This is a genomic window from Planktothrix agardhii, from assembly GCF_904830935.1.
Lineage (GTDB): Bacteria > Cyanobacteriota > Cyanobacteriia > Cyanobacteriales > Microcoleaceae > Planktothrix > Planktothrix agardhii.
Genome location: NZ_LR882952.1, coordinates 3,060,666 through 3,083,458, shown reverse-complemented (window position 1 = coordinate 3,083,458; position 22,793 = coordinate 3,060,666). Strand labels below are relative to the sequence as shown.

Here is a 22,793-nt window from a genome sequence, read left to right as displayed (position 1 = left end):
GTCTAGCTTTGCTGCATCACTCTTTGTCCTAATAGGTCTGGCGACTGCTATACTTTTGCGAAGCAGTGTCAGAGTGGGTGGGTGACATCAGAATTTAAGTTGTCTTTCCGGTATCACCCACCCTAAAAATATTGGGTTTATAGCAATCCCATGGGCAAAGATTCACTCAATGCCATCACCATAGAGTTAGTAACGGGTAAACTATCTATTACCATTGCCAAACACAATAGCATTAAATAAAAAATGGAATATTTAAACAGCGATCGCGCTACATCTCGTTCCGAGGGAGATTGTAATAATTGCCAAGCTTTTTGTAGGAAAATCACCCCTAATATCAGAGCGATCGCCCCGTAAACAAAACCACTGGTATGTAAGGGATAAACTAACAATAACGTTGAGGGAACCATAATTAAGCTATAAATCCAAATTTGTTTAGCTGTAACTTCATCCCCTTCAATCACAGGTAACATCGGAACCCCAACTTCCTTATATTCATCTCGGATCATCATGGCTAAAGCCCAAAAATGAGGCGGTGTCCAGAGGAAAATGATCGCAAATAATAGCCACGCTGCCCAACTTAAATCCCCGGTAACTGCCGCCCATCCGACTAAAGGAGGAATCGCTCCAGCGGCTCCCCCAATTACGATATTTTGGACACTATGACGCTTTAACCAATGGGTATAGATCAGGACATAAAAAACAATTCCCGATAGGGCGAGACAAGCTGTTAATAAGTTAGCAAAAACCGTCAGTAAGGTAAAAGAAGTAATAGCAAGAGCGATCGCAAAAATTAGAGCATCAATGGGTTTAACTCGACCCGAAGGAATCGGCCGCCAACGAGTCCGTTCCATAATATAATCAATATCTCGGTCATACAAACAGTTGATGGTGTTAGCAGAACCCGACGCTAAAGCACCCCCAGTTAATGTTACCAATAACAATAGGGGATCAACTTCTCCTTTTGAGGCTAACCACATTCCGGCGGAGGTTGTAATTAATAACAACAGAATAATTCTAGGCTTGGTCAGTTGATAATAACTTTGCAGCACTTGTAAAATATTCTCGTGGTGTCGGGATACCTGGGTTTGAATCACTTCTTGCATGAATTTATGACCTATAGAATTTGTTGATTTTCTGACGGTAATCAGCGATAAGTAATTAGTTATAAGTAAACATAATAGTCATCAATTATTAACTATTAACTCATCACTGATAACTCATCACTGATGACTGATGACTGATGACTGATAACTGATAACTGATGACTGACGATCCCGTAGGGCGAGAATACTAAAACAAACTAAAGTTCCCAGAAGTGTAGCACCCATGGCTTGATGAGCAACAGTCAAGGGTTCCACCTGTAACCGCATTTTATAGGTAGCTACCCCCAAAAGAATTTGAGCGATTAAACAAACTCCGGCGATATTTCCTAAAGTTCTGAGTTTAGGATGTAAGGCAGAAGTTCGCCAAACCAAGACAATCAGAATTAGGGTGGCCAGGGTGGGGGGAACTACCCCGAAAAGATGACTATTCATCACGGTACAGAGTTGGGAGGTTCCCAAACATTGATGTAAAGCCCATTGAGAACCCACTAAGGCTCCTAAAATGCTTTGTAAATAGACTAAAATTGCTGCGGTAAGACTGATTTCCGGTAGCTTTCCCACCCCAGCCGCGCCTTGATAGGGTAACAGCAAACAACCGATAATCAGCAGAATGGTGAAAAATAGCAAGGCGGTTCCCAAATGGGCGGTCACAATATCAAACCGCAGGAGTTGCGTCACCGTCAGTCCTCCTAAAACCCCTTGAAATATAATTAAAGCCAGGGCGAATAAAGCAGCCCAAGGCAACCATTTAGGTAAATCCCGTCGATCCCACCAGGATAATCCCACTAGGGCGATCGCACCCAGTCCGATCCCAGCCGCATCCAAACGGTGAAACCATTCCAAGAAGACTTGCAGATTCATTTGGGCGGTGGGCACTAACTTCCCGTAACACAAGGGCCAGTCAGGACAGGCTAATCCAGCATTCATCACTCGGGTTGCACTGCCCACGGCCATCAATAGTAAGGTAGCAATACTCAGTTTCCAGACCAGACGGCGGATTCTATCCTGGGCTTTAGAGCCGTTCTGTTGGGTCTGGGGGGTTGATAAACTGGGATCATGAAGGAGAGTCTGGGTCATGAGTTCTACCGATTTAACTGGACTAATGCTAATTGAAACATGATGGTTAATTCTACCTATCTCAGTCGAAAATGTGGTATGCAGTTGAACAGACTTAAGATAAGTTTTCCGATTTTGGGCAGTACGCTCGGCGTTGACCGTTGACCCGACAGCCCAATTCTAAAGAAAATCTGTGAATATTACTCAATCTCGTTCTATGAGTTTTGTGATCTGTTTTACCGTAGAGGCGGGATTTTAGATAGACAATCAACCCTGATGTTCAGATTTCTCAACCAGCTATTTTCTCAACCAGCTATTAAGATTAAACAAGCGTGTATGTATATAAGTGTATCTTCCCATCCGATATCGGTGTTGGGGATGGTCAATAAGGAGGAATCAACGTGAAAATTCCGAGTTCAATTTTGACCCTACTGGTGGGGATCGGGATTACTCTCGTATCTCTCTGGTATGGTCAAAACCACAATTTATTACCCGTGGCTGCCACTGAACAAGCGGCGCAAGTCGATGGTCTATTTGATATTATGATGACCATTAGCTTTGGCCTAGTGCTTCTGGTAGAAGGAGTCCTAGTAGTCGCGGCAATTAAGTTTCGTCGTCGCCCGGATGACAACACCGACGCGGCTCCGATTCACGGGAATATTCCCCTAGAAATCGTCTGGACAGCAATTCCGGCGGTGGTAGTTTTGGGAATTGGTATTTATAGTTTTGAAATCTATAACAATATGGGGGGACTTGATCCGATGGCATCGGGTCAACACTCTATGCACGCCCACGGCAAAATGAATGGAGCGGCGATCGCAGCCCCCTTAATCGACGGTCAGCCCCCCCAAGCCCCCCGTGAACGAGGGGTGGGGGGGAAGCCAGAACTCACCCAAATTGCCTTGGGAATTGGGGCATCTCCTAGCCAAGAAGGGAAAGCCGCGGCCGTGAATGTGGATGTTACCGGGTTACAGTTTGCCTGGCTTTTCAACTACAAAGAAACAGGCATTAACGCGGGGGAACTTCATGTCCCCATCGGTCAAGAAGTGCAGTTAAATATGAGCGCCCAAGATGTGATCCATGCCTTCTGGATTCCGCAATTACGGTTAAAGCAAGATACTATCCCCGGTCGGATTACAGAACTCCGGTTTACCCCTAACAAACTAGGAACCTATCCGATTGTCTGCGCCGAATTGTGTGGTAGTTATCATGGGGCGATGCGATCGCAAATGATTGTCGATACCCCAGAGGATTATCAAGCCTGGGTTGCAGAAAATTTAGTAGCAAGTAACCCTGACCTGCAAACAGCCGTTGCGATTAATCCCGCAGAACTCAGCGAGGGCGAATTTTTAGCCCCCTATGCCAACGAAAATCAGTTATCAGTCAACAGTGAACAGTTATCAGTGATGAGACAGTTGACTGTTGCTTCGAGTCAACAAAATCTTGATTTTGTTTCTAACACTGATTACTGATTACTGATTACTGATTACTGAATTCCTATGGCACAAGCACAACTTGATCTCACGGCTAATGTTCCTAAACCTCATCATGAGGAAGAAAGACGTTGGCAAGATTTTTTTGGTTTTAGTACGGATCACAAAGTCATCGGGATTCAATATCTCGTCACGGCATTTTTCTTTTATTTAGTCGGTGGAGCCTTGGCCACGGCCGTTCGGACAGAACTGGCAACCCCCGATCCCGATTTTGTGACTCCTGAAGTCTATAACAGCCTATTCACGGTTCATGGCACGGTGATGATCTTCCTTTGGATCGTTCCGGCTGGTGGCGGTTTGGCCAACTATTTGATCCCCTTAATGGTAGGAGCGAAGGATATGGCCTTTCCCCGTTTGAATACCGTGGGTTTTTGGTTAATTCCTCCGGGGGGAATTTTGCTGTTAGCTAGTTTCTTGGTGGAAGCTCCCCAATCTGGTTGGACATCTTACCCGCCTTTAAGTCTGTTATCGGGCCAATTCGGAGAGGAAGTTTGGATTCTCAGCGTTTTATTGTTGGGAACTTCTTCGATTTTGGGGGCGGTGAATTTCTCCGTCACAATTTTCAAGATGCGGATTCCCACCATGGGATTGAACGATATGCCCCTATTTTGTTGGGCCATGATCGCTACTTCCGCCTTAGTGCTGTTATCTACTCCGGTTTTAGCAGCAGCTTTAATTCTTCTATCCTTTGATTTAATTGCCGGAACCAGTTTCTTTAACCCCACCGGGGGCGGTGATCCGATCGTTTATCAGCACTTATTCTGGTTTTATTCCCATCCGGCGGTATATATCATGGTCTTGCCCTTTTTTGGGGTGATTTCCGATGTGCTTCCGGTTCATGCTCGCAAACCGATTTTTGGTTATCAAGCGATCGCCTATTCCAGTTTAGCCATTAGCTTTTTAGGCTTAATTGTCTGGGCGCACCATATGTTCACCAGTGGAACTCCGGGCTGGTTACGGATGTTTTTTATGATCACCACAATGATCATTGCCGTACCGACTGGAATTAAGGTGTTTGGCTGGTTAGCCACCATTTGGGGCGGAAAACTGCGCCTGAATAGTGCCATGCTCTTTGCCATGGGGTTTCTGGCTACCTTCGTTATAGGCGGTGTCACCGGAATTATGATGGCGTCGGTTCCCTTTGATATTCACGTTCACGATACCTATTTTATCGTGGCCCACTTCCACTATGTTCTCTTTGGTGGGGCGGTGTTTGGGGTGTTTGCCGCTATTTATCATTGGTTCCCGAAAATGACCGGACGGATGATGAATGAACCCTGGGGAATCGTTCACTTTGCTCTCACCTTTGTGGGTACGAACTTAACCTTTATGCCCATGCACGCCTTGGGATTAATGGGAATGCCCCGTCGGGTGGCGATGTATGACCCCCAATTCACCACGCTGAATCAGGTCTGTACCCTGGGTAGTTATATTCTGGCCGTTTCTACCTTCCCTTTCTTAATTAATGCGGCTTGGAGTTGGTTCAAAGGGCCGAAAGCCCCCGATAATCCCTGGGAAGCCCTAACCCTAGAATGGATGACGTCTTCTCCCCCTCCGATTGAAAATTTCTTAGTTACCCCGGTATTAAAAACTGGGCCCTATGACTACGGTAGTCGCAAAACCTTGGCTATTCGTCAACGGTTAAAACAAATGACCGGAGACCGTCCCAAAGAGGTTGGGATTCCGATGTCTCAAGCGAAATCTTCGACTTTATTTACAGACTCCGGTTCAACCACGGTGTTAGAAGCGGAAAAGGATACCAACGATCAATGAATTACGAATTACGAATTACGAATTGGGAATTATTGTGCAGACTATCTAGCAGCGTGTCTCTAATAACTCGTAATTATTAATTTGTAATTCGTAATTATTTATCTGTCAACTTTACCGAGTTAATTCATGCAAGGTTCAGCCATTAACGATTCTCAAACTGTTCTGGGATATGCACAGGAGGCAACTGCCTCTGGACATGAACACGAAGAACATCCCGATTTGCGAATGTTGGGGGTGGTGGTCTTCCTGGTGGCGGAAAGTATGATCTTTTTGGGGTTATTTTCTGCCTATTTAATTTATCGAGCCATGTCCCCGGTTTGGCCCCCTGAAGGAACAGAACGAGAATTACTACTACCAGCGATTAACACTGTGGTTCTGATTTCTAGTAGTTTTGTCATGAACCAAGGGGCAATTGCTATTAAGAAAAATGACTCTGCGGGGTTGCGAAATTGGTTTATTGCTACAGCAATTATGGGGTTAGCCTTTTTAGCAGGTCAAGCCTACGAATACAGCCAGTTAGAGTTTGGATTAACCACCAATTTATACGCCAGTTGCTTCTATGTTTTAACCGGGTTTCACGGTTTGCACGTGACCTTTGGAGTGGTATTAATTTTAGCGGTTCTCTGGCGCGGGCGCAATACTGACCATTATAGCAAAGAGTCCCATTTTGGCCCAGAAGCGGCTGAATTATATTGGCACTTCGTTGATGTAGTTTGGATTATTCTGTTCATTTTGCTGTATTTGTTGTAAGTAAAAGTAGAGACGTGCCAATAGCCTACGGTATCGCTGCGCTCAGCCACGTCTCTACTGAAGCACTCAATTTTCTTTTAACTTAGGAAATATGCTCAATGAATAGCGACAGTTTAGAACAAGCCAAAAATAGACAGCAAGTATTCGACTTATGATTTAACTCGTCTGATTTCTTTAATTGGATGGCATAATTATTTACCCGCCCAATCTCAACTTCCTAACCTTCCAGAAAAAAACTTCAATTGTTTGATTAAAGCCCTAGGTGAAGACCCGGCCCGTTATGTGGATGTGGCGTTAAAAACTTTGGGAATTGAACAGGTGATTACGTCTCCAGTTATTCTTTCTAAAATGGGTTATGGAGATAGTACAGTTCGGCAAACGGTAGAACTCTGCTATGTGGCATTTGTACAGTTTATTGACCCCCTACCCAATGCTAATCAAAAACCTGCGGAATTCCGAACCCTAGCAATTACTTTAAGGGGTGTAATTCCTATTAATAATAAGGAGGATTTTACTCAACAAGCATTGGAATTAGATGCCCGAATGGCGGCGGAAGTTACAGAAATCTTTCGTCGTGTTGTCGTAGAAAGTTTGGATAAGTTATAACATGGAAAAATCAATAGAACTGCGAACGTAAAAGTAAAATCGCAGTATTGGGTGCATTCCGATTCCTGAATTGAATGATCAATTGCCGTACTCAGTAGATGGGGATTAATTAATCAACCGACAAGAATCATCCTTGTGGGAGATGTGAGGGTGGTCTAGTAAACGTTTACTGATTGATTCGACCTATCAACTTAAACATTTGAGTACAGTTATCGCCTTATGGAAAAGGAAGCCAACCAAATTTTATGAAAGCAATACAAGCAAATAACCAAAATTCTTTAAAAACTTTAAATCGAATTTTCACCAGATTTAATCACGATTTTTCTCTGATTTTAGCCCATTGTAATTATAGAATGGTTAGAGAAAAATTTATTAAACAATTAGAAGAACAACATTCTAACTTAATTAAAAATATTGTCATAGATGCCGATGTTACTAATCTTTATAATACATTGGTTAAAGCCATTGAAACAGAAGAAAATCCCCCGATAGCTTTAATCATATCCGGTTTGGAGTCTAACGAACAACTGGAAATTTTGATTAAAATTATGAATCAAATGCGAGAGGAATTTCGCCGGAAATTTGAATTTCCTTTGGTATTGTGGGTTACAGATTCTCTCTTACAATCTTTAATTCGCTTGGCTCCTGATTTCCATAGTTGGTCAACCTCAGTTTCTTTTGAAATTAGTACGGAGGATTTATTACAGTTTATCAAACAAATGACAGAGCAAGTTTCTGTTAAAGTATTAGATAGTGGTGCTGGTATTTTTTTGGCGAATTCTTCTTTTAATTTAGAGTTTGGTTCACCTTTAAGATTAGAATTAGAATCGGCTCGCCAAGAGTTACAGAAGCGGGGAGAACCCTTAGATATTGAACTAGAGGCTGGTTTAGAGTTTATATTGGGTCGAATTTCTGATCATTTTAATCCAGTTGCTTTACAACATTATGAACGAAGTTTGCAGCTTTGGAAACAAACTAATCATTTAATTCGCCATAGTCAGTTATTATTTTATGTTGGATTTTGGTGGCACAGTTACGGAATTTTACATCGATTTCAAAAAGAATCTGCTTATCATCAAGCTAAAACCTATTATACTCAATCTATCGAAGGGTTTAAACAAGCTGACCGTTGGGATTTAGTGGCTAAATTTATTAATGCTTTAGCTGATATTTTATTTGGATTAAAACAATGGCAAGAATTAGAAACCGTTGCTAAAGAATCGATTCATTATAATCGGACTTACGGTTATCCCTTCCGAGAAGCTCGGGCTTATCATTTTTTGGCAGAAGTTTCTTTGGCTCAAAATTCTCCCTCAGAAGCCAGAAATTTAGCAGAAAAAGCTCAAAATTTGTTAATTAAAACCTGCTCCACTTATCAGGCTAAAACATCAGAGCAACAGTCGATTTTAGACTGGGAAACCTCCTATCATCAAGGATGGTATTTATTTACCCTAGCTCACGCCTATCAACAATTGAATCAACAGCAAGAAGCGATTAATATTCTGGAAAAAGCCAAAGCTCGAACTAAACCTCACTATGACCCAGACCTCTATATTAAAATTTTACAACTTTTACAGGATTTATATTTCCAAAAAGGCGAATATTTAATGGCTTATGAAATCAAACAAAAACGTCGGGAAATTGAACAACAATTTAGATTAAGAGCGTTTATCGGAGCCGGAAGACTCGGACATATTCAAAGCATTACTAACCCCGGTTTACCCCCAGTTAACTACCCCAAAATTATTAATCCCGAAATTAGTGCTTCCGGTCGTTTATCCGTGGTAAATTGGCTGTGTGAACGCATTAGAAGAAATGATTGTCGATTAACAGTGATTTATGGACAGTCTGGAGTGGGTAAAAGTTCGATTTTGCAAGCGGGATTTATTCCAGAATTACAAAAAAATACGATTGAAACTCGTTACTGTATCCCAGTATTACTGCAAGTTTATACCAATTTTAGTCGGGAATTTTCTCGGGCTTTAGCCAAGGGAATTAGGGAGTTTAAAAATATTGAGTTAGATTCTTCTATTTTCAATAATCAAGAGATAATTTTAGAGCAAATTAGAGCTTTAGTCAATCAAAATTTCTGGGTGATTATTATCTTTGACCAATTTGAAGAATTTTTCTTTGCTTGCAAAGATAATCAACAGCGACAAACCTGTTATAAATTCATCAAAGATTGCTTAGATATTCCCTATGTAAAAATTGTTTTATCCTTACGAGAAGATTACTTACACTATTTATTAGAATGTAGTCGTCAAGGCTATTTAGAAAGTATTGGGAATAATATTTTAGATAAAAACATTCTATCATATATTGGGAACTTTACACGAGAAGAAGCTAAATCTGTGATTCAAAGTTTAACAGAAAGAACTCAATGTGTCCTTGAACCTGCTCTAATTGAAAAATTAGTTGAAGATTTAGCTGAAGATTTAGGAGAAATTCGACCAATAGAATTACAAGTTGTGGGTTCTCAGTTGCAGGCTCAAAATATTAACACATTACAACAATATCAACAAGCGGGAAAAAAGAAACAGTTAGTTGAAGACTATTTAGATGAAGTGATTCAAGATTGTGGTTTAAGTAATAAAAGTTTAGCGGAGTTAGTGCTTTATTTACTAACGGATGAAAATAATACTCGTCCTTTAAAAACTCGCGCTGATTTAGTCCGAGGAATCAAAGAAATAACCAACCATTTTGACAATATTAATCAAAATTTGGATACGGTTCTGAAGATTTTTGTCCTCTCTGGTTTAGTTTTTCTTTTACCTGAAATTCCGGTGGAACGGTATCAACTGGTACATGATTATTTAGTCGGTTTAATTCGTCAAAATCGTGGTTCTGTAATTTTAGAACAGTTGGAGATAGAAACCAAAAAACGCCAACAAGCAGAAGCCAAAAATAAAGAACTTTGGCAACTTTTTGCCCGTTCGACGATAATTGGTGGTGGAATGGCACTTTTATTAACCTTAGCATTAGGATTTTTAAGAATTTCAGAAGTTAAAAATAAACAAGTTAACTTAGCTTTAGAAAATACTAAATACACAGCTTTAACCACAGAAAATAATCAGCTTGAAGCCTTATTAACCTTAGTCACCGCCGGAAAGTTGTTATCTCATCAAACCCCTAAATCTGCCATTGAGCAAGAAACTCAGAGCAAATTAAGTATTGCTGTTCAAGTGATTCAAGAGGAAAATATTTTAGATGGACATGACAAAAATAATGTTTTAAGTGTGAGTATTAGTCCTGATAATCAACTGATTGCTTCTGCAAGTGAAGATAAAACGATTAAATTAAGGAAGGTTTGTTAATTTCGACTCTGCAAGGACACAAGGGTGGGATTAATCAAGTCAGTTTTTCTAAGCAAAAAGAGATGTTGGTTTCTGCAAGTCAAGATGGTATCGTTAGAGTTTGGAATTTACAAGCCCTACCTCGAATGATTCAACTGAAAGATTATAAAATTTATAGTAGTAATTTTTTGGGTAAAAATAGTGATTTAGTTGCTTCTCCTGGCAAAGATTTAAGAACCAATGATCATGTTGTTGTATTATGGACTTTAAATGGAGAAGTAAAACAGACGTTTAGGGGTCATAGTGATACGGTTAATAATGTCAGTTTTAGTCCTGACCAAAAAATGATTGCATCAGCCAGCGACGATAAAACAGTAAAAATTTGGGATTTAGAAGGTAAGAAAATTAATACTATTGTTCATCCATCGGCTGTTTGGACTGTGGTTTTTAGCCCTAATAATCAGTTTATGAAGAACCTTATTTCAAAGAACAAGAATAAAAATAAGCCCTGAACTCAAGTTCGGGCTTAGGGAAAAAAACTTTGAAATTGATGAAATTTACAGAGAAACCACTTCAACTTCCACATCAGCCGTCACGTCAGAATGTAACTTAATATTGGCTTTATAGGTTCCTAATTTACTGATACTGGGGAGAGTAATTTCCCGACGATCAACTTCTTGACCCGTTGCTTGTTGAATCAATTCTGCTAATTCTTTTTCGGTAACAGTACCAAAAATTGCGTTTTCTTCCCCAACTTGTTTGGCAATTTTGAACACACCCACCGCTTCCAGGGCTTTTTTCTGACCTTCAGCCTGTTGTTTCAGTTCTAGTTGACGTTGACGTTCTTCTTCCCGACGCCGTTCTACCTGTCTGAGAATGCCAGGGGTAGCCCGAACTGCTATACTCTGAGGGATCAAATAGTTACGAGCATAACCCGGGGCGACTTCTACGAGATCCCCATTTTTTCCCAATTTAATCACATCTTTGGTCAGAACCACTTGAGTCCGCTTTGCCATGATCAGTTCCTATATTTTTTTTAACCCAAACACTCTATGTTAACAAAATTAGGGTGCGATCGCAAGTCATGGAATATTACGAGTACAAATGCCAGCAGAATTTAAAGATAGAGACTTAGAAGCTATTGTGATCTTTCAAGCTAAGAGTGAAAACCTGAAACATGAAAATTGGCAACCTGGGTTTTTTGAGGAGGTAATTGGTGGCACAGAATTTAGTCGAGTTCCCAACTTACAAATTGAAGATTGGGAACTTTGATTTAACCTTAAAATTGATCCTTCATTCCCCGTAAACGAGCAAAGGTTTGAACGGGATCATGGCTATTCACCGCCATTTGTAGACTGGGAATATCCCAACGCAAAAAAGGATTAGTGCGTTTTTCTAAGCCAATATTGGAGGGAATTGTGGCTTGATTTTGACTGCGGGCTACCGTAACTTCTTGAAAACGATCCTGTAAATCTTGATTATCAGCATCAACCGTTAAGGCAAATTTTAGGTTATTAAGAGTATATTCGTGGGCACACCAAACCCTAGTAGTTTCTGGGAGATTTCGGAATTGATTTAAAGATATCAACATTTGTTGGGGAGTACCTTCAAATAAACGGCCACAGCCCCCGGCAAATAGGGTATCCCCGCAGAATAAATCCCCCGGTTGATAGGGATATTGGGGCGGAAAATAATAGGCAATATGGGCTTTTGTATGACCGGGAACAAATAAAACCTGCCCGATTTGATCGCCGAATTGAACTTGATCACCTGGTTTTAAAAATACCATTTGACCGGGGATTCTGCCTCGATCTTCTTCACCTCCATAAACGGTAAGATGGGGATATTCTTTAATTAGTTGAGTATTTCCCCCAACATGATCGCTATGATGGTGAGTGTTAAAAATTGCCACTAATTCGGCGTCTAATCTCTGTAAATGCTGTAAAACGGGATCGGATTCTGCGGGGTCAACAACGGCGGCAATTTTCCGATCAGGATCATGCAGTAAAAAAATATAGTTATCACAGAGGACTGGAATTCGTTCAATTTGCATAAAAAGCAATCTCCACCAAATGAGTTGATTAGGGTTTAGAATAGTTAAGACTTTGCGGAGCCTAATTCGTTAGTCTAGCAAATTTTATCGCAAAATTAGTCAATAGTTAAATTAGAGAGGTTAAGATTAAAATGTTGTGGACACTTCCCACTCGCTCTAAAATCTCAATTAGTCAAGTGACGGATCGGATTGTCAATTCTGGTCAACTGGGTCATGCTGATTATTTGAGATTAATGTCGGCTATTTTATCTGATAAAGATATTACCGAATCTGAACGTAACCAAATTAATCGAGTATTTGATTATGTTCAGACGGGTCGTGTTAGATTTAATGATATGTAAACAGTAACAATTAATGAGGTCAAACCCGATATGAATTTTCCCGAAGTCAATAATTTAATTCCGGTTCCAACTGGGCTATTACAGATTCCCACACAAGCCAATATTTTAACGGAAATTAGTGAGTTTGCGATTAGATTATCCTTGATCATTCCCACTTACAAAGAAAGCGAAAATGTTAGACCCATTGTTCAACAATTAACTCAGTTATTAGACGGAGCAATTCCGAATGAATATGAGTTAATTATTGTTGATGATGATAGCCCGGATTTAACTTGGAAATTCGCGGCGGAGTTAATCCCAGAATTTCTTCAATTGCGGGTGATGCGACGTCAGGAAGAACGGGGATTATCAACTGCGGTGATTAGGGGTTGGCAAGTGGCAAGAGGGGAAATTTTAGGGGTAATTGATGCGGATTTACAACATCCTCCAGAGAGTTTATTACAACTTTTATCTGAAATAGAACGGGGTGCGGATTTAGCGGTTGGTAGTCGCCATGTTGAAGGGGGAGGCGTTAGTGATTGGAGTGTGATTAGGCGCTTTTTATCGAGAGGGGCGCAGGTTTTAGGATTAATTATTTTACCTGGTGTGATTGGTAGAGTGTCTGATCCGATGAGTGGTTATTTTATGGTGAGAAGGGAGGCAATTGCTGGAAGAACTCTTGATCCTATTGGTTATAAAATCTTAATTGAAGTGTTAGGTCGGGGGCAAATTCGTTGGGTGGGAGAAGTGGGTTATGTGTTCCAAGAACGCTTGGAAGGGGAAAGCAAAGTCACTTGGAAACAATATATTGAATATTTACAACATTTAGTTAAATTGCGTTTAGCTAGATGGCCTGTAACGCGGTTTTTGCGGTTTGGAGTTGTGGGTTTTAGTGGCGTTTTTGTCGATATGGGAGTGTTTTATCTCCTCTATACCGTTGTTGGTTTAGCTTTAACTCGTAGTGCTATATTCTCGGCAGAAGTAGCAATTATTAATAATTTTATCTGGAATGATCTTTGGACATTTGGAGATATTTCTAGTCATCAAAAAGGCACAGGAAAACGGTTTAAACGATTTTTGAAGTTTAACTTAATTTGTTTATCGGGGTTGATTTTAAATGTGTTATTGGTGAATATTCTGTTTAATGTGTTTGGGATGAATGCCTATTTAGCCAAGGTAATTGCGATCGCTATTGTGACTTTTTGGAATTTCTGGCTAAATTTAAAATTGAGTTGGCGGGTAACGGAAGTTAAGTAATTATAGGTTTTGGGGTTATTTAGCAGAAGAAAAAAGACTATTTTTTAACCCCTTTTTTATTATCCAATTTCCAGCAATATCAAATAATCCTCCCAAAAAACAGGCGATCGCTACTACCAAAAATAAGCGCAACCAATAAAAGGAGATAAAACTCATTCCTATCCAAAAGGGAATTAATGCTATAATATTAGAATTATTGGGTGTTTTTTGATAACTTCTCCACCAAGATGTTGCTAGTCCAAACCCACTGGCAATTAGAAAAATATGCACCCCCTGTTCTCCCATTGAACAGAATAAATTAAGAAATCCTTCCGCCAACCCTTTAAGACCATTTCCGGTAAAAATCTCCGTGATTTCTGAAAATTTGAGATATCCTTTTGTATAAGCCCAAATGTGATACAGGACAATCCAAAGAATTGCGATCGCTTTTAGACTGGGTAACAGTTCACTCAGGCGAGTATAGGGTTGAGGGAGAGAAGTTGTTGTCATAAAAACAACAGTAATCAGTCAAGCAGTGAATAGTAGACAGTTTATCCGTTAACTCTTAACTCTTACACTGATTACTAATAACTGATTGTACCCAAAAACTAGCAAATTATATTATGAAAGTTTCAATTGTTGTTGGCGATCTATCCAGTAGTGGAGCCGGAAGGTGGGGAGGAGCCGTCCGACCCTTTTTACTAGCTCAAGCCCTGAAGACAATTAACTGTGAAGTCGAAATGGTCGGCTTTATTCAAGCAACAGATGAACCCTTAACCCTTAGTAAAGATATTCCGATTGTTTCAGTGGTGAAACAAAACTACTATCCTCAATTTCTGAAGTCGGCTCAAGAACTTTTGCAGCAGATTAATGGGGACATCATCTATGCTTATAAACTCAAACCAACAAGCCTTGGGGTCTCTCTCCTAAAAAGAACACAAACCCATCGTCCTGTAATTTTGGACATAGATGATTGGGAATTAAGCTGGTATGGGGGAGAACAATACCAATACAAACCTTCCCTCAAACAATTGGGAAGAGATATTCTCAAATCTGATGGTTCTTTAAGACAACCCGACTATCCCCTTTATCTAAAATGGATAGAACGGTTGGTTTCTCAAGCCAATTGTGTCACCCTTCATACTGAATTTTTAAAGCAACGCTTTGGAGGAATTTATTTACCCAATGGAAAAGATACCACATTATTTGATCCCCAGCGTTATGATCCAGAAGCAAGTCGCCTGCGTTATGGGTTAAAGGGATATCGAATTTTAATGTTTCCTGGAGCTCCACGACCCTATAAAGGATTAGAAGATATTCTAATTGCCTTAGAACAACTCAATCAAGACGATATTAAATTAGTAATTGTGGGAGGAAGCCCCTATGATGAGTATGACGATCAATTAATCCAAAGATGGGGGAAGTGGATTATTCAGTTACCAAAAACTCCAGCTATAATGATGCCTGAAGTCGTTGCCGCAGCCCATGTTGTTGTGGTTCCTCAACGAGATGTTCCCGCAGCGCAAGCTCAATTTCCTCTGAAGCTAACCGATGGTATGGCTATGGCAAAACCGATTCTGGCAACCAAAGTGGGAGATATTCCAGAAATTCTGGGTGAAACAGGATATTTAGTTGAGTCGGGTTCACCCGAACAAATTGCTCAAACCCTAACGGAGATTTTCAATAATTTTGGAGATGCACAAGCTAAAGGTTTGCAAGCTCGCCAACGATGTATTGAGAACTATAGTATAGATGCAATGGCGATCATTTTAGAGGAGGTTATTAATAAACTGCGTTAGAATTTTAGTCAAGACTCGATGGGATAGAGTAAAATAAATTCCCTGGCTATCAGGCAATAAATTATTAAACGTTAGTATGCTTAATCAAAACTATTTAGTCAAATATGCACGGCAATATCCGATTAGGATTATCTTGACAATTGTGTTAGGTTTCTCTGGAGCAATTTTTAGTGGGGTCAGTACCACCTTAATTGTTCCTGTTGTCTTAAATTTACTAGGCCAAGAAATGGAAATGAAGGGTGCTCCGCCCTTAATCCAAAAGATATTAATACCCTTTAGTGATGTTCCAGAATCCTATCGCTTGGGGTTAATGGCAGGGGCAATCTTATTAGCGTTAATTTTAAAAAATTTAACAACCTATTGGAGTAGCTTAGTTTCCAGTTCTCTCAGTCGCGCCTTAACATCTGACATGAGAGAAGCGGGATTAAAGTTACTGTTGGATGTGGATTTAGATTTCTATGCAAAAACAAAAGTTGGTGATTTAATTAACCAATTAGGAGGAGAAATTGGCCGGGCTTCCAGTGCTATTAGTATTTATGTGGGAATGTTTACCACATCCATAACCATTTTTGTCTTTGTGATCATTCTCCTGTCCATTTCTTGGCAACTGACATTAGCAACAGCCGTCTTGCTGTTTATCGTCACTTTATTAAATCAATATATTATTTCTAAATCTAGACTATCAGGAAATTTACTGTCAAAAATATCTCGAAATTATTCCATTAAGCAGATGGAAGTCCTGAATGGAATTCGCTTAGTCAAAGCCACTGCTAATGAAAAATCCGAATATGAGCAGCTTAAACATTTAATTCGAGAACGAGAAAAGGCAGATTATAAAGCTCAAATGGCAACCGCAGCAATTGCACCCATCAATGAAGTGGTGAATATGCTGGTGTTATTAGTGCTGATTGTAATCGGAAAATTCTTTTTATCCCAAGATCAAATCACAGCATTATCTACCATTTTACTCACCTATCTATTTATCTTATTCCGCACTTTACCCCTGATTTCTCAATTGAATAATGCTCGTAGTAACTTAGCTCAACGGATAGCCGCGATTAACATTATCGGCGAGTTTTTAAAACGGGATAATAAACCGATTATGAAGTCCGGTTCCATGCCGTTTACAGGACTTCAAGAAGGGATTCATTTTGATCACATTTCTTTTTCCTATCCTGGTCATAACAAACTTGCCCTTCAGGATATCGATTTATATGTTCCGTGTGGGACAACGTTAGCATTAGTAGGAGGTTCCGGGGCGGGAAAGTCTACTTTAGCAGATCTTCTGCCTCGATTTTATGATCCAGTCGAGGGTTGTATTCAACTCGATGGTTGTGATTTACGCGATTTTGACTTACAAAACCTACGAAAATCAATGGGTATTGTTAGTCAAGATACATTCTTGTTTAATGCCTCAGTTCGAGATAATATCGCCTATGCCAGACCCAATGTTACCGATGAAGAAATTATTCTTGCCGCCCAGCAGGCAAATGCCGAGGAATTTATTGTCAATTTACCCGAAGGGTTTATGACCCCCATTGGTGATCGGGGTGTATTACTATCCGGTGGTCAACGTCAACGCATTTCTATTGCTAGAGCTATCTTACAAAATCCTGATATTCTGATTTTAGATGAAGCTACCAGTGCTTTAGATACTGTTTCAGAAAGATTAGTTCAAGAAGCTATTGAAAAACTCAGTCGTGATCGCACAACAGTTGTGATTGCCCACCGTTTATCTACGATTCAAAAAGCAGATCAAATTGCCGTTTTAGACCAAGGGTGTGTGGCAGAGGTGGGAACCCATGATCAACTGCTGGCCAAAGGCGAAAAATATGCTCAACTATACACCCTGCAATTTGCCGATGAAGCAGCGCGAGATCGAGCCATTATTCGCAGTTCCTATGATGTCCGTAGTCGTCTCAACCCCATGATGGGTTTTTTGCAGTTACTTGCAGATGAGTTAGTCGATGATCCTGAAGAACGGCAGGAACTTCTCAATGAGTCCTATCGTTCAGCAACTTATATCCTAGATAGCCTGGAATTTATTGAACAAAGTGTAAAAATTCGCTTGAATAGCAAAACCTAACGCTACAATATAGACTCAGAGGTATAAATTTTATGTCACCCCCTAAATATTATATTTTTTACACTCGGAATGTTTTGCCACAAACAAATGTAGCCAGTTTGGTACAGGTTGTTAATTCTGCCAATGCAGCCGCTAACTTAGGCTACTCAACGGTCTTAGTTTATCTTCAGAAAGCAATAACTTCTTTTAATCCCCAGAAATTGTTGCATCCCTTTTCACCCCAAACACCAGAAGCAGAAATCGTCCAAGCTTATAATGTCCAAAATAAATTAAAAGTGGCTCCCCTACCTCGGCCCTGGCCTGTTGATCGCCCTTGGGGCGGAAAATGGACTCACTCGAATACAATTATTTCTAAATATTATTTTCCGGCCTTTATTAAGCCTGTTGCAAAAATTGTCCATACTCGTGATTGGAGCTTTGCCAAATTAGCCATTCGTTCTGGCATTCCCGCCATTTATGAACAGCATCATCATGAAAAATGGAAATTTGAACCTGAAATAGTCAATAGTCCTTTATTAACTATTACTGTTACCATTGCTGATACCGTGAGAGACAGCATGATTAATAATGGAATGCCTCCCGAAAAAGTGATTACCCTCCACAACGGTTGTAATGATTTTTTTCTATTTCGGCAACCTGAAGATGCCCAAAAATGGCGAGAAAAACTTATACACAATCAGCGACAGTATTTAGTAGTTTATTCAGGAGGATTATATTCTTTTAAAGGTATTGATCTATTGATAGATGTGGCTAAAACCTTACCTAAAATTCAGTTTGTTTTTGCAGGTGGTGATCCATCCCAGGTCAAAGCTTATCAAACCCAAACGCAAGAAAAACAGGTCGATAACGTTGAATTTTTAGGATTTCTGCCTCAAAATCAACTCGCTAGTTTATTACAATCGGCGGATATTCTAGCTCATCCCCATTGCTTAACTCAAGCCGCGACATTTACCTCTCCCCTGAAATTTTTTGATTATTTAGCATCAGGAACTCCTATCATATCGACCGAAATTCCCCCTTTGATGGAGTTTAAATCTGCTAATATCAAATCAGGTTGGTGTGAACCGGATCAGCCCCATTTATTCGCTCAATGTCTTGAGCAAGTTTTGGAAAAATATCCACGCCAACTAGAGGGATATACAGAAAATATAGAATTTGCTCGTCAGTTTTCTTGGGAAAATCGGATTTCTAAAATTTTAGCTCACGTTCCAGAACCGATGCGTCCCACCGTTGCCTTGTAATTAGATTAGGATAAACCGATGACTGAAAAAATTGTAGGCATGATCACCAGCTATCCAGGGGTAAACCAAAGTGATTGGCTTTGTCAACAAACGCCTTATCATTTTGGCAAGTGGGGTAATATTAGGATTCAAGCGAATCATCCTCAGCCGGATTTTCTGTTACTTTATCAATTTGATTTTTTTAAACCTCCTAAAAAATTATCATGGAAAGAACGCTTAAAACAAACCCTCAAACCCCAACCTCCTGAACCCGATATTCAGGAAAAGTTTAGAGGAGTTCCCAAAGACCGGATGATTTATTTATTGCGAGAACCCCCCTTAGCAGAAATTGTAGAAATTAATCAAACTAATTATGAAAAAGCGAAACAGTATTGTGGTTACATTTCTGGCCCTGATGATTTAGCTCCAACACCCGATTATATGCCTGCGATTTGGTATCATTCCAACTCCTTTCGAGAGTTAAATGAAATGAATCCTCCTGAAAAAGTGAAAGCTTGTAGTTGGATTACATCAGGAATTAATCGCACGGCTAATCATCGGAAACGATTAGATTTTTTGCAAGCGTTACAAGCTCAAAATGGGCAAATCGATTTTTATGGTCGGGGATTACCGACTTGGGTGAAAGCATCGGGAGAATTAAAAAATAAATGGTATGGAATGGCTCCTTATTCTTACAATTTAGCGATTGAAAATTATGCCGATAATGATTGGTATGTTACTGAAAAACTTTGGGATTCTTTACTCGCTTGGTGTCTCCCGATTTATTATGGAGGGCCAGCAGCAGATCGATTATTGCCTCCAGGCAGTTTCTTAAGATTACCGAGTTTAGATGAAAAAGGAATATCCTATATTCAGGAGGTTATTAGCAGTCCTGATGCTTGGTTTGAAGCAAAAGCGGCGATCGCAGAAGCTCGACAGATTATTTTACACAAACTGAATTTATTGAATTGGTTATCTGAGTTTGCTGAGAATTCTAGTCTCTAATTTGCTCAATCTTGAATGCTCGGCTGCACCATCTAAACACGCTATAGAAACAGAGGAGTCAGTATGCAGGGAATTTGTACTCTTGGCAATGATGTAGTTTATGACCAACTGCTGGCGCTACTCAACAGTATTGATGCCATTTTAGGCCCAGAAACACCCGTTTGTGTGTTTCCCTTTGATGATCGATTAGAACGGGTTAAAGCAGAAGTTGAACACCGTCCCAATGTTTTTATTTATGATGATTTAGAATCAATTCAACGGTGGGATGAGTTTATGCTAGAATCTCAACCCCAACGGTTAAACCGTAAATACCGACTGTATGGCGCCCATAGACGGTTTTGTGCGTTTGATGGCCCTTTTGATGAGTTTATTTACATGGATGCAGATACCTTAGTAATGAACTCATTAGATCATGTTTTTGAGAAATTACAACATTATGATTGGATCGTTTATGATTTCCAATTCTTTGATCCAACCAAAGTTTATAACCTTAAATCGCCTAAACTGCTCCAAGTCTTTGACAAAAAACGTATTGATTCTGAAATTTTTTGTTCGGGGTTTTATGGTTCTAAAAAAGGAGTATTCTCGGCTGAAGTGAGAAATCAGTTAATTGGCTATTTACAAGCAGGAGAATCAGAAATCCTCTATGAAGGAGCCGGAGAACAACCTTTAATTAACTACATGGTGATGCGCTCAGGCATTCCCAGTTATAATTTTGCTTATAGCCTACCGGATACTGAAAAGACAGGGTGCAGTGCAACCTCTAAACACTTTCAGGAAAAGGAACATATTCTCTATGATAAAGGGAATCAACTCACCTATTTACATTATATTGGTGTTCAGCCCAATATGATGACCAGGGTTTGTTCAGGAGAAAATTTGGATTTCCCTTATCGAGATTTGTTTTTGTATTATCGCTATTTACATGAACCCGAAAAACGTCCTGTATTTACAACCCCACCCGTATCGCCCTACCCGAATTCTCAACCCAATCTCTTAAAACGAGTTTTAAGAAAATTAAAATTATTAAGTTAAGGAGAAGTTATGAACCGAGGCATTTATATTGTTGCTAATAACCGGGTGATGGAAAATGCAATCGCCCTTCTTAATAGCATTCGCCATTATAACTCAGAGGTTCCCATTTTTCTCATCCCATTTAATGAAGATTACCAAGAAGTGGCAGAAACATTGGGAAAATTACATGGGGTGCAAGTCTTTCCAGATTTAAACTTTCTCGAACAATTAACTCAGAAAATTGGGGAAATTTTTGATCGAGATTTTCTGAAACTTCCCAATAAAATGCGGAAATTAGCCGTTTGGTTTGGGCCCTTAGACGAATTTCTATATATTGATACCGATATTATCGTTTTTGAGGATATTGTTGCTAACTTAGATTACCTGAAACAATGGGATTTCTTCTGTTGTGATTATCACTTTGTTGGAGAGAAAATCAGCAATATCTTTTCCCCCCTGGTTAAAGAACAAGGTATTTTCAGCGATGAACAAATCGAGGATGTTTTTAACAGTGGATTTTGGGCATCTCGAACTGGAATTTTTACCCTAGAACAACTTTATGATATCCTAAGAGACTGTTCCCAACATCGAGAATATTTTGATTTTAGCCAAGGAGTAACCGATCAGCCCATTTTAAACTATCTGGTTCTTAAACAAATTTCTAAACGGGGAAATTTAGTAAAACCCCCAGAAAATGCACCAGGGAGTTGGGGAGGTTCTAAACATTTTAAAGAAAAAGATCATATCCTTTATGATAATGGCAAACGGCTCAAGTATTTACACTGGGCAGGAACCCCCTTAAAACCCGGAGGTTCCTATTGGAATATTTGGGAATACTATCGTTATTTACATGAAGGAAAACCCACTTGGAAAAGAAAACTAACTCGTTTATTTCCCTTCTTGTCCAGTTCCAGTAACTTCTAAATTAAGGATCAAAAACGATGACTAACGGTATTTATACATTAGCAAATGATGTTGTTTATGATCAATTAGTGGCTTTATTGAATAGCATTGAAGCGAATGCAGGTCAAGAAATTCCCGTTTGTGTGATTCCTTATGATGATCGTTTAGAGAAAGTTAAAGCTGAAATTTCAACAAGAAAAAACGTAATGTTATTTGAAGATAAGTCTGTAATAGAACGCTGGGAAAATTTCTCAACTCAAGCATGGAAATATCATAAAAGAGCGCAAAAAGTTTGGAAACAAAGGGGTTTACCCCCTGTTTATCGTTTAGCAATGCACCGAAAACTTTGCGGAATTGATGGCCCTTTTGATAAATTTATCTATTTTGATGCAGATACTTTGTTAATGGGTTCTTTGACTCTGATTTATGATAAATTGAATGATTATGATTGGGTTACCTATGATTTTCAATACAAGTCAGATCTAAAATATATTTTTGATCAGCCTTTAGAACAATTAGTCAAAGTTTTTCCAGGGGAAGAACTAAAATCTAATATTTTTTGCGCGGGTTGGTTTGCATCCAAAAAAGGGGTTTTTTTGGATGTACAATTGGAGCAACTATTAGAGGGTTTAAAATCAGGTGAGGCAGATGTTATGGCTTTATTTGGGCCGGATCAATCCCTTTTTAATTATATGGTTCTTCGTAGTAAAATTCCCTATTATAATTTTGCTTATCATCATGTTGAACACGCAACGGGAAATCATTGGTCTTCTCAATTTGAGGACATTGATCACGTTCTTTATGATCACGGCAAAAGGCTGACCTATCTACATTATATGAGTATTCCCTCTAGCAAATTTACCGAGCTTTGTCAAGGTTATGATGTGGATATTGCCTATAAAAATTTGTTTTTATACTATCGTTATTTAAACTTTCCTGAGCAACGTCCTCAGAAGTTTATTCGTCCTAGTGGGATGAGTGAAACTTTAACAAAAGTCAAGCAATTCATCCAACAAAAATTCACAAATATGAAAGTCAAAATTCAAAAAATCAAACATTAACTAAGCTAATCTTCATCTCAAT

General features: G+C 39.5%; 21 protein-coding genes and 1 pseudogene. 17 read left to right on the top strand and 5 right to left on the bottom strand.

Translation table 11 applies throughout. From position 1 onward, the window contains the following. Positions 1 to 137: 137 nt before the first annotated feature. Positions 138 to 1,103 carry a heme o synthase gene (locus tag NMG88_RS14455; RefSeq protein ID WP_027255174.1) on the bottom strand — a complete coding sequence of 322 codons (966 nt, stop codon included), beginning with the start codon at positions 1,101 to 1,103 and terminating at the stop codon, positions 138 to 140. 117 nt (positions 1,104 to 1,220) lie between these two features. Beyond that, positions 1,221 to 2,180, bottom strand: a complete 960-nt coding sequence (locus NMG88_RS14450) for a COX15/CtaA family protein (RefSeq protein ID WP_042154498.1) — start codon at positions 2,178 to 2,180, stop codon at positions 1,221 to 1,223. 380 nt (positions 2,181 to 2,560) lie between these two features. On the opposite strand from NMG88_RS14450, the gene NMG88_RS14445 reads away from it, so the two are divergent. The 7 genes and pseudogenes from NMG88_RS14445 (at position 2,561) to NMG88_RS14420 (ending at position 10,586) form a co-directional block, all read left to right on the top strand. Further along, positions 2,561 to 3,631 carry a cytochrome c oxidase subunit II gene (locus tag NMG88_RS14445; RefSeq protein ID WP_026795367.1) on the top strand — a complete coding sequence of 357 codons (1,071 nt, stop codon included), beginning with the start codon at positions 2,561 to 2,563 and terminating at the stop codon, positions 3,629 to 3,631. Positions 3,632 to 3,658: 27 nt separating this feature from the next. Continuing rightward, positions 3,659 to 5,425: a cytochrome c oxidase subunit I gene (ctaD, locus tag NMG88_RS14440; RefSeq protein ID WP_042154502.1), complete on the top strand. Its 1,767-nt coding sequence runs from the start codon at positions 3,659 to 3,661 to the stop codon at positions 5,423 to 5,425. Positions 5,426 to 5,551: 126 nt separating this feature from the next. Further along, positions 5,552 to 6,175, top strand: a complete 624-nt coding sequence (locus NMG88_RS14435) for a cytochrome c oxidase subunit 3 (protein ID WP_026795365.1) — start codon at positions 5,552 to 5,554, stop codon at positions 6,173 to 6,175. A 246-nt stretch (positions 6,176 to 6,421) separates the two neighbouring features. Beyond that, positions 6,422 to 6,781, top strand: a complete 360-nt coding sequence (locus NMG88_RS14430) for a hypothetical protein (RefSeq protein ID WP_227365493.1) — start codon at positions 6,422 to 6,424, stop codon at positions 6,779 to 6,781. Between the two features lie 245 nt (positions 6,782 to 7,026). After that, positions 7,027 to 10,095 (top strand): nSTAND1 domain-containing NTPase, encoded by a 3,069-nt coding sequence (locus NMG88_RS14425; protein WP_254035557.1) that lies wholly within the window; start codon positions 7,027 to 7,029, stop codon positions 10,093 to 10,095. Further along, positions 10,089 to 10,151: pseudogene (locus NMG88_RS22715) on the top strand (hypothetical protein); the annotation flags it as partial. The gene NMG88_RS14425 and the pseudogene NMG88_RS22715, both read left to right, overlap by 7 nt. 6 nt (positions 10,152 to 10,157) lie before the next feature. Further along, positions 10,158 to 10,586: a WD40 repeat domain-containing protein gene (locus NMG88_RS14420; RefSeq protein ID WP_254035556.1), complete on the top strand. Its 429-nt coding sequence runs from the start codon at positions 10,158 to 10,160 to the stop codon at positions 10,584 to 10,586. A gap of 45 nt (positions 10,587 to 10,631) precedes the next feature. Here the strand turns inward: NMG88_RS14420 and rplI are convergent, their stop codons facing one another. Further along, entirely contained in the window at positions 10,632 to 11,090 is a 459-nt protein-coding gene (gene rplI, locus NMG88_RS14415; protein ID WP_141293058.1) for a 50S ribosomal protein L9, read from the bottom strand. A gap of 88 nt (positions 11,091 to 11,178) precedes the next feature. On the opposite strand from rplI, the gene NMG88_RS14410 reads away from it, so the two are divergent. Continuing rightward, entirely contained in the window at positions 11,179 to 11,346 is a 168-nt protein-coding gene (locus tag NMG88_RS14410; protein WP_141293060.1) for a type II toxin-antitoxin system VapC family toxin, read from the top strand. A gap of 7 nt (positions 11,347 to 11,353) precedes the next feature. Here NMG88_RS14410 and gloB read toward each other — a convergent pair whose 3' ends face one another. After that, a complete protein-coding gene (gloB, locus tag NMG88_RS14405; protein ID WP_042154504.1) occupies positions 11,354 to 12,127 on the bottom strand; it encodes a hydroxyacylglutathione hydrolase in 774 nt (257 codons plus the stop codon). Positions 12,128 to 12,258: 131 nt separating this feature from the next. Here gloB and NMG88_RS14400 point away from each other — a divergent pair, with 131 nt between their 5' ends. Both NMG88_RS14400 and NMG88_RS14395 read left to right on the top strand, forming a co-directional pair. Then, a complete protein-coding gene (locus NMG88_RS14400; RefSeq protein WP_026788132.1) occupies positions 12,259 to 12,468 on the top strand; it encodes a hypothetical protein in 210 nt (69 codons plus the stop codon). Positions 12,469 to 12,498: 30 nt separating this feature from the next. Continuing rightward, complete coding sequence (locus NMG88_RS14395; protein WP_042154507.1) at positions 12,499 to 13,704, top strand: glycosyltransferase; 1,206 nt, start codon at positions 12,499 to 12,501, stop codon at positions 13,702 to 13,704. Positions 13,705 to 13,719: 15 nt separating this feature from the next. Here the strand turns inward: NMG88_RS14395 and NMG88_RS14390 are convergent, their stop codons facing one another. Beyond that, a complete protein-coding gene (locus NMG88_RS14390; protein WP_042154509.1) occupies positions 13,720 to 14,193 on the bottom strand; it encodes a hypothetical protein in 474 nt (157 codons plus the stop codon). Positions 14,194 to 14,306: 113 nt separating this feature from the next. Between NMG88_RS14390 and NMG88_RS14385 the strand changes: the two genes are divergently transcribed. From NMG88_RS14385 to NMG88_RS14355, 7 genes are all read left to right on the top strand, one after another. Then, complete coding sequence (locus NMG88_RS14385; protein ID WP_042154511.1) at positions 14,307 to 15,482, top strand: glycosyltransferase family 4 protein; 1,176 nt, start codon at positions 14,307 to 14,309, stop codon at positions 15,480 to 15,482. Between the two features lie 76 nt (positions 15,483 to 15,558). Next, positions 15,559 to 17,568 (top strand): ABC transporter ATP-binding protein, encoded by a 2,010-nt coding sequence (locus tag NMG88_RS14380; RefSeq protein ID WP_227381530.1) that lies wholly within the window; start codon positions 15,559 to 15,561, stop codon positions 17,566 to 17,568. 32 nt (positions 17,569 to 17,600) lie between these two features. Continuing rightward, on the top strand, positions 17,601 to 18,809 hold the full coding sequence (locus NMG88_RS14375; protein WP_254035555.1) for a glycosyltransferase family 4 protein: 1,209 nt from the start codon (positions 17,601 to 17,603) through the stop codon (positions 18,807 to 18,809). A gap of 18 nt (positions 18,810 to 18,827) precedes the next feature. Next, complete coding sequence (locus tag NMG88_RS14370) at positions 18,828 to 19,793, top strand: glycosyltransferase family 10 domain-containing protein (RefSeq protein WP_235751558.1); 966 nt, start codon at positions 18,828 to 18,830, stop codon at positions 19,791 to 19,793. Between the two features lie 63 nt (positions 19,794 to 19,856). Next, positions 19,857 to 20,828 carry an Npun_R2821/Npun_R2822 family protein gene (locus NMG88_RS14365; protein ID WP_026795355.1) on the top strand — a complete coding sequence of 324 codons (972 nt, stop codon included), beginning with the start codon at positions 19,857 to 19,859 and terminating at the stop codon, positions 20,826 to 20,828. A 9-nt stretch (positions 20,829 to 20,837) separates the two neighbouring features. After that, positions 20,838 to 21,731 (top strand): Npun_R2821/Npun_R2822 family protein, encoded by an 894-nt coding sequence (locus NMG88_RS14360; RefSeq protein WP_026788123.1) that lies wholly within the window; start codon positions 20,838 to 20,840, stop codon positions 21,729 to 21,731. A 17-nt stretch (positions 21,732 to 21,748) separates the two neighbouring features. Further along, positions 21,749 to 22,771: an Npun_R2821/Npun_R2822 family protein gene (locus NMG88_RS14355; protein ID WP_227365482.1), complete on the top strand. Its 1,023-nt coding sequence runs from the start codon at positions 21,749 to 21,751 to the stop codon at positions 22,769 to 22,771. Positions 22,772 to 22,793 lie beyond the last annotated feature (22 nt).

What these genes read in the sequence shown, in the direction of transcription:
- rplI (WP_141293058.1), bottom strand. Translation starts at nt 11,090, where the DNA reads ATGGCAAAGCGGACTCAAGTGGTTCTGACCAAAGATGTGATTAAATTG.
- NMG88_RS14410 (WP_141293060.1), top strand. Translation starts at nt 11,179, where the DNA reads ATGCCAGCAGAATTTAAAGATAGAGACTTAGAAGCTATTGTGATCTTT.
- NMG88_RS14450 (WP_042154498.1), bottom strand. Translation starts at nt 2,180, where the DNA reads ATGACCCAGACTCTCCTTCATGATCCCAGTTTATCAACCCCCCAGACC.
- NMG88_RS14380 (WP_227381530.1), top strand. Translation starts at nt 15,559, where the DNA reads ATGCTTAATCAAAACTATTTAGTCAAATATGCACGGCAATATCCGATT.
- ctaD (WP_042154502.1), top strand. Translation starts at nt 3,659, where the DNA reads ATGGCACAAGCACAACTTGATCTCACGGCTAATGTTCCTAAACCTCAT.
- NMG88_RS14375 (WP_254035555.1), top strand. Translation starts at nt 17,601, where the DNA reads ATGTCACCCCCTAAATATTATATTTTTTACACTCGGAATGTTTTGCCA.
- NMG88_RS14360 (WP_026788123.1), top strand. Translation starts at nt 20,838, where the DNA reads ATGAACCGAGGCATTTATATTGTTGCTAATAACCGGGTGATGGAAAAT.
- NMG88_RS14385 (WP_042154511.1), top strand. Translation starts at nt 14,307, where the DNA reads ATGAAAGTTTCAATTGTTGTTGGCGATCTATCCAGTAGTGGAGCCGGA.
- gloB (WP_042154504.1), bottom strand. Translation starts at nt 12,127, where the DNA reads ATGCAAATTGAACGAATTCCAGTCCTCTGTGATAACTATATTTTTTTA.
- NMG88_RS14390 (WP_042154509.1), bottom strand. Translation starts at nt 14,193, where the DNA reads ATGACAACAACTTCTCTCCCTCAACCCTATACTCGCCTGAGTGAACTG.
- NMG88_RS14435 (WP_026795365.1), top strand. Translation starts at nt 5,552, where the DNA reads ATGCAAGGTTCAGCCATTAACGATTCTCAAACTGTTCTGGGATATGCA.
- NMG88_RS14420 (WP_254035556.1), top strand. Translation starts at nt 10,158, where the DNA reads ATGTTGGTTTCTGCAAGTCAAGATGGTATCGTTAGAGTTTGGAATTTA.
- NMG88_RS14395 (WP_042154507.1), top strand. Translation starts at nt 12,499, where the DNA reads ATGAATTTTCCCGAAGTCAATAATTTAATTCCGGTTCCAACTGGGCTA.
- NMG88_RS14370 (WP_235751558.1), top strand. Translation starts at nt 18,828, where the DNA reads ATGACTGAAAAAATTGTAGGCATGATCACCAGCTATCCAGGGGTAAAC.
- NMG88_RS14455 (WP_027255174.1), bottom strand. Translation starts at nt 1,103, where the DNA reads ATGCAAGAAGTGATTCAAACCCAGGTATCCCGACACCACGAGAATATT.
- NMG88_RS14365 (WP_026795355.1), top strand. Translation starts at nt 19,857, where the DNA reads ATGCAGGGAATTTGTACTCTTGGCAATGATGTAGTTTATGACCAACTG.
- NMG88_RS14355 (WP_227365482.1), top strand. Translation starts at nt 21,749, where the DNA reads ATGACTAACGGTATTTATACATTAGCAAATGATGTTGTTTATGATCAA.
- NMG88_RS14425 (WP_254035557.1), top strand. Translation starts at nt 7,027, where the DNA reads ATGAAAGCAATACAAGCAAATAACCAAAATTCTTTAAAAACTTTAAAT.
- NMG88_RS14400 (WP_026788132.1), top strand. Translation starts at nt 12,259, where the DNA reads ATGTTGTGGACACTTCCCACTCGCTCTAAAATCTCAATTAGTCAAGTG.